This window comes from Vibrio sp. 1580 (assembly GCF_033340055.1).
Genome location: NZ_JAWOVT010000144.1, coordinates 1 through 861, shown reverse-complemented (window position 1 = coordinate 861; position 861 = coordinate 1). Strand labels below are relative to the sequence as shown.

Annotated in this window: 1 protein-coding gene; it reads left to right on the top strand. The window is 51.3% G+C overall.

The features are described 5' to 3' along the window. A partial coding sequence (locus tag R7093_RS24610) for a TrkH family potassium uptake protein (protein WP_318146937.1) occupies nt 1-861 on the top strand: 861 nt, incomplete at both ends.

Sequence of the window (861 nt, the reverse complement as noted above, 5' to 3'; positions counted from 1 at the left end):
CACGGGCTCCACAGTGCTCAGTGGCTTGGACAACATGGCGCCGAGCATTTTGTTATGGCGCTCCATCTTGCAATGGCTGGGTGGCATTGGCTTTATCGTAATGGCGGTGGCAATCCTACCCATGTTGAACGTCGGTGGTATGAAGCTGTTCCAAACGGAATCGTCCGACTGGTCAGATAAAAGCAGCCCAAGAGCCAAAACCGTAGCGAAGAACATCGTGTTGGTGTATCTGATCTTAACGGGCATGTGCATTGGTGGTTATGTTCTGACGGGCATGAACCTGTTTGAAGCGATCAACCACGCCTTTACCACCCTATCTACCGGCGGTTACTCGACCTCCGATAGCTCGATGAACAACTTCTCCAACGGTGCGCACTGGGTCGCGACCACTTTCATGTTCTTGGGCGGTCTGCCATTTCTATTGTTTGTTGCCGCTCTACGCAAACGCAGCATCGATATTCTGGTCAAAGATGCACAGGTACGAGGCTTTGCATACTTGTTCTTGTTCTCAAGCTTAGTGGTTGCCGCTTGGCTAGTGATTCGCGATGGTTACACCATTTTGGATGCCCTGCGAGTGTCGATGTTCAACATCGTTTCTGTGGTGACAACCACCGGGTTCGGCTTGGAAGATTTCACCGCTTGGGGCGCTCTGCCAACCACGCTCTTTGCCTTCTTAATGATGGCAGGGGCATGTTCTGGCTCAACCGCAGGCGGGATTAAAATCTTCCGTTTCCAAATTGCTATGACGCTGTTGAACAAACAGATCATGAAACTGATTCATCCATCCGGCGTTTTCGTGCAACGTTACAACCAACGTCCTGTGAACGACGACATCGTGCGCTCTGTGGTGGCGTTTGGGTT